The sequence below is a fragment of the Isoptericola sp. NPDC057391 genome (genome assembly GCF_042668085.1).
Taxonomy (GTDB): domain Bacteria; phylum Actinomycetota; class Actinomycetes; order Actinomycetales; family Cellulomonadaceae; genus Isoptericola.
On the sequence record NZ_JBHVBO010000172.1, the window covers coordinates 1 to 8695 of the forward strand.

8 protein-coding genes and 1 pseudogene are annotated in these 8695 nt (G+C 71.9%); 7 read left to right on the top strand and 2 right to left on the bottom strand.

Features of this window, described 5'->3' with window-relative positions; genetic code table 11:
- Window positions 1-79: 79 nt before the first annotated feature.
- Window positions 80-1888 (top strand): DEDD exonuclease domain-containing protein, encoded by a 1809-nt coding sequence (locus ACFUVW_RS17250; RefSeq protein WP_430572548.1) that lies wholly within the window; start codon window positions 80-82, stop codon window positions 1886-1888.
- Window positions 1882-2163 (top strand): Lrp/AsnC family transcriptional regulator, encoded by a 282-nt coding sequence (locus ACFUVW_RS17255; RefSeq protein WP_430545226.1) that lies wholly within the window; start codon window positions 1882-1884, stop codon window positions 2161-2163. Before ACFUVW_RS17250 ends, ACFUVW_RS17255 begins: the two co-directional genes overlap by 7 nt.
- Window positions 2164-2202: 39 nt before the next feature.
- Here the strand turns inward: ACFUVW_RS17255 and trpD are convergent, their stop codons facing one another.
- Both trpD and ACFUVW_RS17265 read right to left on the bottom strand, forming a co-directional pair.
- Window positions 2203-3270 (bottom strand): anthranilate phosphoribosyltransferase, encoded by a 1068-nt coding sequence (trpD, locus tag ACFUVW_RS17260; protein ID WP_430572549.1) that lies wholly within the window; start codon window positions 3268-3270, stop codon window positions 2203-2205.
- A gap of 61 nt (window positions 3271-3331) precedes the next feature.
- The gene (locus tag ACFUVW_RS17265) at window positions 3332-3760 is read right to left on the bottom strand and encodes a hypothetical protein (RefSeq protein ID WP_430572553.1); all 429 of its coding nucleotides are present in this window, start codon (window positions 3758-3760) and stop codon (window positions 3332-3334) included.
- A 316-nt stretch (window positions 3761-4076) separates the two neighbouring features.
- On the opposite strand from ACFUVW_RS17265, the gene ACFUVW_RS17270 reads away from it, so the two are divergent.
- From ACFUVW_RS17270 to ACFUVW_RS17290, 5 genes and pseudogenes are all read left to right on the top strand, one after another.
- Window positions 4077-4730 carry a heme-copper oxidase subunit III gene (locus ACFUVW_RS17270; RefSeq protein WP_430563693.1) on the top strand — a complete coding sequence of 218 codons (654 nt, stop codon included), beginning with the start codon at window positions 4077-4079 and terminating at the stop codon, window positions 4728-4730.
- Window positions 4731-4797: 67 nt separating this feature from the next.
- Window positions 4798-5577 carry a c-type cytochrome gene (locus ACFUVW_RS17275; RefSeq protein WP_430572550.1) on the top strand — a complete coding sequence of 260 codons (780 nt, stop codon included), beginning with the start codon at window positions 4798-4800 and terminating at the stop codon, window positions 5575-5577.
- Window positions 5574-6626, top strand: a complete 1053-nt coding sequence (locus tag ACFUVW_RS17280; RefSeq protein WP_430572551.1) for a Rieske 2Fe-2S domain-containing protein — start codon at window positions 5574-5576, stop codon at window positions 6624-6626. Before ACFUVW_RS17275 ends, ACFUVW_RS17280 begins: the two co-directional genes overlap by 4 nt.
- A complete protein-coding gene (locus tag ACFUVW_RS17285) occupies window positions 6623-8326 on the top strand; it encodes a cytochrome bc complex cytochrome b subunit (protein WP_430572552.1) in 1704 nt (567 codons plus the stop codon). Before ACFUVW_RS17280 ends, ACFUVW_RS17285 begins: the two co-directional genes overlap by 4 nt.
- A 171-nt stretch (window positions 8327-8497) precedes the next feature.
- Window positions 8498-8695: pseudogene (locus ACFUVW_RS17290) on the top strand (superoxide dismutase); the annotation flags it as partial.

Here is an 8695-nt window from a genome sequence, read left to right on the forward strand (position 1 = left end):
ACCGCGGCCGGGCGGGCTCGACCGCGTCCGGGCCCGGCTGCCCGGCGCCCCTGTCGGAGGTCGCCGCTACGGTCCCGGCATGCCGAGCACCACCCCGTCCCCGACGCGCAGCACCGCGCTCCAGCCGTCGTTCGAGGACCTCGGCACCGCCCTGCGGGACGTCACCTTCGTCGTCGTCGACCTCGAGACGACCGGCGGGCGGGCCGCCGACGGCGGCATCACGGAGATCGGCGCGGTCAAGGTCCGCGGCGGCGAGGTGCTCGGCGAGCTGCAGTCGCTCGTCAACCCCGGGCACCCGGTGCCGGCGTTCGTCGCCCGGCTCACGGGCATCACGACGGCCATGGTCGCCACCGCTCCCCCGATCGAGCTCGTCCTGCCGAGCTTCCTGGAGTTCGCGCGCGACGCCGTGCTGGTCGCGCACAACGCGCCGTTCGACGTCGGCTTCCTGCGGGCGGCCTGCGACCGGCTCGGGTACGACTGGCCCGGGTTCCGGGTGGTCGACACCGTCCCCCTCGCGCGCCGCGTCGTCACCCGCGACGAGGCGCCGAACCACAAGCTGTCCACCCTGGCCGCGCTCTTCCGGGCGCGGGTGACTCCTGAGCACCGCGCGCTGGCCGACGCGCGCGCGACCGTCGACGTGCTGCACGCCCTCCTGGAGCGCATGGCACCCCTGGGCATCACCCACCTGGAGGACCTCGCCGGCGCCGCCGACCCCGTGCCGCCGGACGTGCGCCGCAAACGGACGCTCGCCGACGGCCTGCCCGAGGCCCCGGGCGTGTACCTCTTCCGCGGCCCCGGGGACGAGGTCCTGTACGTCGGCACGTCGACGAACCTCCGCAAGCGGGTGCGGTCGTACTTCACGGCCGCCGAGAAGCGCGGCCGCATCACCGAGATGGTGCGGATCGCGCACGCCGTCACCCCCGTGGTCTGCGCGACGCCGCTCGAGGCGTCGGTGCGCGAGCTGCGGCTCATCGCCGAGCACGCCCCGCGCTACAACCGGCGCTCCAAGCACCCCGAGCGCCAGTCGTGGGTGCGCCTCACGGACGAGGCCTACCCCCGGCTGTCGGTGGTGCGCGACGTCCGCGCCGGGACGCCGCACATCGGCCCGTTCACGTCCCGGCAGGCCGCGCTGGCCGCCGTCGAGGCGGTCCACGACGCCCTCCCCCTGCGTCAGTGCACGCCGCGGCTCCCCCGCGTCGCACGGACGGCCGGCAGCCCCTGCGCCCTCGCCGGGATGGGCCGCTGCTCCGCGCCGTGCACGGCGACCGGCTCGGCCGACGACGGGTACGACGCCGTCGCGGCCGCGGCACGCACGGCGCTCACGTCCGACCCCTCCGCCGTCGTGGACACCCTCGCCGCTCGGGTGGGTCGGCTCGCGGCCCAGGAACGGTTCGAGGAAGCCGGCACGGTGACCCGCCGGCTGCGGGCGTTCGTCCAGGGCGCGGCGCGCGCCCAACGGCTGGACCCCGTCGCCCGGTGCGCCGAGCTCGTCGCCGCGCGGCCCACCCCCGCGGGCGGCTGGGAGCTCGTCGTGGTGAAGCACGCGCGGCTCGCCGCCACCGCCGTGACCGGTCCCGACGAGGACCCGCTGCCCGTCGTCGACGCCCTGCGCGCGACGGCGGAGGTCGTCGCCCCGCCCGTGGCGCCCGCGCCCGCGTGCCATCCCGAGGAGGCCGCCCTCGTGCTGGCCTGGCTGGAGGAGCCGGGAGTCCGGCTGGTGCACGTGAGCGACCCCTGGACGTGCCCGGTGCGCTCCGCCGCCGCGCACGCCGACCTCGGCGCCGTCGCCACGACCGTCGCCCGCCTCTGGGCCGGTCCGGGCATGGACGACGAGACGGCCGAGCACGTCACCGACCCGCCGCCGGTGGCTACGATGACGGCATGCTGACCGCGATCGTGCTCATCGACACCGAGGCCGACCAGATCCCCGAGGTCGCCACCAAGGTCACCGACCTCAAGGGAGTCAGCGAGGTCTACTCCGTCACCGGCAAGGCCGACCTGGTCGCCATGGTGCGCGTGCGGGAGCACGAGGAGCTCGCCGACGTCATCGCCGACGGGATCAGCAAGGTGCCCGGCGTGGTGCGCACCGAGACGCTCATCGCGTTCCGCACCTACTCGAACGTCGACCTCGAGCAGGCGTTCGCCCTCGGCCTGGACGACTGAGCGGGCGGCTGATCGGACGACTGAGGCCGGTCAGCGGCGTCAGTCCCCGGTGGCCGCGACCCAGCCGTCGAGCACGCGGACCGCTCCGCCCTCGTCGACGCTGCGGGCGGCGAGCTCCATGCCCGCGGCCAGCCGCTCGGCGAGCGAGCCCCGGCCGGTCCCCGGCAGGCTCCCGTCGGCGACGAGGCCCGCGGCGGCGTTGAGGAGCACGGTCTCGCGCACCGGTCCCCTGTCGGTCCCGTCGAGCACCCGGCGCGCCACGCCCGCGTTGTGGGCCGCGTCGCCCCCTCGGAGGTCGGCGACCTCGATGCGCTGCAGGCCGAGGTCCGTCGCGGCGTCGAGCCGCTGCTCGACGACCGTGCCGCCGCGCACCTCCCACACCGTGGTGCCCGCGGTGGCCGCGAGCTCGTCGAGCCCGTCGTCGCCCCGGAACACCAGCGCGTCCGTCCCGCGGCTCGCGAACACCCCGGCCATGAGCGGCGCCATGCGCGCGTCGGCGCAGCCGACGGCCGTCGCACCGGGCTGCGCGGGGTTGGTCAGCGGGCCGAGGAAGTTGAACGCGGTGGCGATGCCGAGGTCGCGCCGGGCCACGCCGGCGTGCCGCATCGACGGGTGGAACAGTCCCGCGAAGCAGAAGGTGATGCCGACCTCCTCGGCGAGGGCCGCGACCCGTGCGGGCGCCTGGTCGAGACGGATCCCGAGCGCTTCCAGCACGTCCGCCGAGCCGGAGGACGAGGACGCCGCGCGGTTGCCGTGCTTGACCACCCGCAGCCCGGCCCCCGCGATCACGACCGCCGCCATCGTGGACACGTTGACCGTGTGGTGCCGGTCGCCGCCCGTGCCGACGATGTCCACCGTGCGCCCCGGGACCTCGATCCGCGTGGCGTGCGCGAGCATCGCGTCGGCGAGCCCCGTGAGCTCCGCCGCCGTCTCGCCCTTGGCCCGGAGCCCGACGAGGAAGCCGGCCAGGCGCGTCGGGGGGACCTCGCCCGACATGACCTCGTCCATGGCCCAGGCCGTCTCGGCGGCGGTCAGGTCGCGCCCGGCGACCAGCTCGGTGAGGATGCCGGGCCAGGTGAGGTCGGAGGCCGGGTCGGTGGAGGCCACGGTGGTCCCTTCGGTTCGGAGCCGGCACCCTCCGACAGGGCGTGGGCGGCCCCGCGGCGGGTCAGGCGGCTGCGGTCAGGAAGCCGGCCACGGTGCGCTGCAGCTCGATCGCGTCGAGCGGCCTCGGCACCACGGCGTCGGCGAGCGACCACGATGCTAGCCATCCGTCGTCCGGCCTGCCGGTGAGGACCACGACCGGCGGGCAGCGGTACACCTCGTTCTTGAGCTGGCGGCACAGCCCCATGCCGCCGGACCTGTCCGCCTCGCCGTCCAGCACGAGCAGGTCCCACCCGCCGCGGTCGGCCGCGGCGATCAGCGCCGCCGGCGTCGCGACCTCCGCCCACGCGATCTCCGGGGCGTGCGCACGCAGGCGCGGGCCGACGGCCGTCCGCACGTGGGCGCGGACGGTCCGGTCGTCACTGTAGAGCAGGACGCGCGGCCCCCGGGCCGCCGGGCCCGTGCGGGCCGTCGGGGCGATCGCGCCGGTCAGGCTGGTCGCGCTGGTCGTCGGGTCCCTCTGGTCCGTCTGATCTGTCAACGTTCTGGCTCCCCTTCGCGGACGTGCACGGCACCGGGCACGGACACGACGTCCGGCACCCGCACCGCGGCCGTCGGACGTCGACGTTTGCTGGCATCGTGGCACACACGCGTCACCTCGGGCAGGTGCCGAACGTGGTCTTTTACTGGCACTCTCCATCGATCCGTCACCTCGTAGTGGCGGAGTGGCGAGTTTCCGCAGATTCTGTGCACATCGACTTCGCGCCCGGCCCGCCCGAGTGGCTCGAACCGGCCGTATGTCGGCCATAATGGCTGACGTGTCGACCGCAACGGCTGCTGCCCCCCATGCCCACCAGCACGTGAGCGTCAACCGTCCGAACCCCGTGTCGGTCGGGACGATCGTCTGGCTCGCGAGCGAGCTCATGTTCTTCGCCGGCCTCTTCGCGATGTACTTCACCGTCCGGTCGGTGATGCCCGAGGCGGAGTGGGCCGCGCAGGCGGACAAGCTCAACATCACCTTCTCGACGATCAACACCACCGTGCTGGTGCTGTCGTCGGTGACCTGCCAGATGGGCGTGTGGGCCGCCGAGCGGTTCAAGCCGGTGCGCTCCGGCTCCCTGCTGCAGGTGAACAAGTGGGGCATGCACGAGTGGATGACCCTCACCTACCTCATGGGCGCGTTCTTCATCGGCGGCCAGATCTTCGAGTACACCGAGCTGGTGCACGAGGGCCTGACCATCTCGTCCAGCCCGTACGGCTCGGTCTTCTACCTGACCACCGGCTTCCACGGCCTCCACGTGCTGGGCGGGCTCATCGCCTTCCTGTTCCTCCTGGGCCGCTCGTTCGCCGCCAAGAACTTCGGCCACCACGAGGCCACCACCGCCATCGTCACGTCCTACTACTGGCACTTCGTCGACGTGGTGTGGATCGCCCTCTTCGCCGTCATCTACCTCCTGCGCTGAACCCCCCGGCCGGCGTCGCCGCCGGCACTGACCCTGCACCTTCGATCTGCGAGACGAGGATCATTTCGTGAAGGCACTCGCCGCCCGCAGGCACCACCGGTTCGCGCCGGTCGTGCTGTTGCTGCTGGCGCTGCTGGTCACGGGCGGCGTCTACGCCGCCCTGGCCCCGAGCCCGGCCCAGGCCGACACCGCCAGCACCGCGGACATCGAGACCGGGAAGAAGCTCTTCCAGGCCAACTGCGCCACCTGCCACGGCCCGAACGCGGAGGGCACCACCGAGGCGCCGTCGCTCGTCGGCGTCGGTGCGGCCGCGGTCGACTTCCAGGTCTCCACCGGCCGGATGCCGATGCAGATGAACGGCCCCCAGGCCGAGGCCAAGCCCCGGCAGATGGACGAGGAGCAGACCGCCGCGCTCGCCGCGTACGTCGCGTCCCTCGGCGCCGGCCCGGCCATCCCCACCGACGAGCAGGTGGACGGGAGCAAGGGCGACCCGGCCAACGGCATGGCACTGTTCCGCACCAACTGCGCGATGTGCCACAACGCCGTCGGCGCCGGTGGCGCCCTCTCGGAGGGCAAGTTCGCGCCGCCGCTGTGGGACACCTCCGGCCGGAACGTGTACCAGGCCATGCTTACCGGCCCGCAGTCGATGCCGGTGTTCAACGACGCCAACATCACGCCCGAGGAGAAGCGCGACATCATCGCGTTCCTCGACGAGCAGGACCAGGGCTCGGCCGGCGGCCTCACCCTCGGCTCGCTCGGCCCGGTCAGCGAGGGCCTGTGGGCCTGGATCATCGGCATCGGCCTGATCATCGGCGGCGCTGTGTGGATCGGAGCGAAGTCCTCGTGAGCGAGAACCAGAACCCCCAGGGCCCGTCCCGCGACGTGGCCCGGCACGACGGCGACGGCACCGTCGCCCAGGCCGACCGCTTCGCGGACCCCGGCGTCCCCACGCACCACCCGCGCCTGACGGACACGGACCCGAAGGCGGCCAAGCGCAACGAGCGGATCATCGCGATCCTCTTCGCCGTGTCGTGCCTCGGCACGATCGGCTCCGTCGTGGCCTACTTCGCCGTCCGCCCGGACGGCACCACGCCCGGCGTGCGCCTCTCGACGGTGCTGCTCGGCGTCGCGATCGCGATCTCCCTGTTCGGCATCGGCTTCGCGGCCGTGCACTGGGCCAAGACCCTGATGTCGGGCAAGGAGTACGTCGAGGAGCGGCACTCGAGCAGCAGCTCCGAGGAGGTCCGCGGGGTCGTCCAGCAGCAGTTCAAGGACGGTCTGGACGACTCCGGCATCGCCCGTCGTCCGGTCCTCAAGGGCGCGGTCGTCTCGGCGCTCGCCCTCTTCCCGCTGACCATCGCCGTGCCGCTCGTCTCGAGCGTCGGCGGCGACTGGAACGTCGGCAAGTTCCGGCACACGCTCTGGAAGAAGGGCACGCGCCTCGCCTACGACCCGTCGGGTCGCCCGATCAAGGCGTCGGACCTCACGGTCGGCTCGGTCGCGCACGTCATCCCCGACGTGCCCGCCGAGGAGCGCGAGTCGCACGAGTGGATCACGGAGAAGGCCAAGGCCGTCGTCCTCCTGGTCCGCATGGACCCGCGCGACCACAAGCGCGACCACCGCGAGGGCGCCTCGTACGACGGCATCGTCGCGTACTCGAAGATCTGCACCCACGTGGGGTGCCCGGTCGCCCTGTACGAGCAGCAGACGCACCACCTGCTGTGCCCCTGCCACCAGTCGACGTTCGACATCTCCGACGGCTCCAAGGTGGTCTTCGGACCCGCCAAGCGCCCGCTGCCCCAGCTGCCCATCACCGTCGACGACGAGGGGTATCTTGTGGCTGAGGACGACTTCAACGAGCCCGTCGGCCCGAGCTACTGGGAGCGCCTGAAGTGAGCACCACGACCACTCCCCCCACCGCGGCGGAGCCGACCACCGTGATCGGCAAGTCCGCCGACTACCTCGACCAGCGGACCAAGGTCGGCGTGCTCGCGAAGCAGCTCGTCCGCAAGGTCTTCCCGGACCACTGGTCCTTCATGCTCGGCGAGATCGCGCTGTTCTCGTTCGTCGTGCTCCTCATCTCCGGCGTGTTCCTGGCGATGTTCTTCGACCCGTCGATGGCTCTCGTCACGCACCACGGCGCGCCGGCGACCATGGACGGCCAGCTCATGTCCACCGCCTTCTCCTCGACGCTCAACATGTCGTTCGAGGTGCGCGGCGGTCTGCTCATGCGGCAGATCCACCACTGGTCGGCGCTGATCTTCGTCGCCGGCATCGTGGTGCACATGATGCGCGTCTTCTTCACCGGCGCGTTCCGCAAGCCCCGTGAGCTGAACTGGCTCGTCGGCACGCTGCTGCTGATCTGCAGCCTGCTCGCCGGCTTCTCCGGCTACTCGCTCCCGGACGACGTGCTCTCCGGCAACGGCCTGCGCATCACCGACGGCGTCGTGAAGTCGATCCCGATCATCGGGTCCTATCTCTCGTACTTCATCTTCGGCGGCGAGTTCCCGGGCGAGCACATCATCCCGCGCCTGTTCACGGTGCACATCCTGCTGGTGCCCGCGCTGATCCTCGCCCTCGTGGGCGTGCACCTGTTCCTCATGGTGCTCAACAAGCACACCCAGTACCCGGGCGGCGGCCGCACCGACAAGAACGTCGTCGGCTACCCCGCGGTGCCGGCGTTCGCCACGAAGATGGGCGGCAACTTCTTCATCATCTTCGGCGTGCTGGCCCTCATGGGCGGCACGATGGCGATCAACAACGTCTGGAACTACGGCCCGTACGACCCGTCACCGGTGTCCGCGGGTGCCCAGCCGGACTGGTACATGCTGTTCCTCGAGGGATCGCTGCGCCTCATGCCGGGCCAGACCGAGATCGTCACGTGGGGCGGCTACACCCTCTCGCTGAACATCCTCGTGCCTGCGGTCATCATCCCGGGCCTGCTGTTCACGTTCCTGTTCGTGTACCCGTTCGTCGAGGCGAAGGTGACCGGCGACCACCGCGAGCACCACGTGCTCGACCGCCCGCGCAACGTCCCGACCCGCACGGGCCTCGGCGTCGCGTTCCTCACGGCCTTCGTGATCCTGGCGCTGGCGGGTTCGAACGACCTCATCGCGACGCACTTCGCCCTGTCGATCAACACGATCACCTGGGTCTTCCGGATCCTGTTCTTCGTCGGCCCGGTCTTCGCGTTCTGGGTCACGAAGCGGATCTGCCTGGGCCTGCAGCGCAAGGACCGCGAGCTGGTGCTGCACGGTCACGAGACCGGTCGCATCGTGCGGTTCGCCAACGGCGAGTACATCGAGGTCCACCGCCCGCTCGACGAGCAGGAGCGCTGGCTGCGCGTCAACTACGAGGCGCACCGGCCCCTGGAGATCGAGCCCGCGACCGACGCCCGCGGCGTCAAGCGCAAGGGCTACAAGAAGGACAAGCGCTGGCAGAAGCTGTCGCAGTTCTTCTACGAGGACCGGGTGGAGCCCGTGACCCCGGCCGAGCTGGCCGCGGCGCACGCCCACGGCGAGCACGACGAGCTCGAGCCCGCCCACGACACCCCCGAGCTGGTCTCGGGGTCTGGCACCGTCGAGCGGGAGCACTGAGTCTCCTGCAGGCTGGACCGATGGCCCGCGTACCCCTCCCCCGATCCGTCGGGCGGGGTGCGCGGGCCGTCGTCGTCCCCGGCACGTGAGAGCGGCCGGAGACCCAGTCGTCGACGACGTCCCCATCGCACGCCGGTACGACGTGCGGCACGCAACCGGAGGTATCTCAGCATGGCTGTCTACACGCTTCCTGACCTGCCCTACGACTACAGCGCCCTCGAGCCGCACATCAGCGGCAAGATCATGGAGCTGCACCATGACAAGCACCACGCCACCTACGTCACCGGCGCCAACACCGCCCTGGAGAAGCTCGCCGAGGCCCGCGAGTCCGGCGACAACGCCGCGGTGAACCTGCACGAGAAGAACCTC

What these genes read in the sequence shown, in the direction of transcription:
- ACFUVW_RS17250 (WP_430572548.1), top strand. Translation starts at nt 80, where the DNA reads ATGCCGAGCACCACCCCGTCCCCGACGCGCAGCACCGCGCTCCAGCCG.
- ACFUVW_RS17255 (WP_430545226.1), top strand. Translation starts at nt 1,882, where the DNA reads ATGCTGACCGCGATCGTGCTCATCGACACCGAGGCCGACCAGATCCCC.
- ACFUVW_RS17270 (WP_430563693.1), top strand. Translation starts at nt 4,077, where the DNA reads ATGGCTGACGTGTCGACCGCAACGGCTGCTGCCCCCCATGCCCACCAG.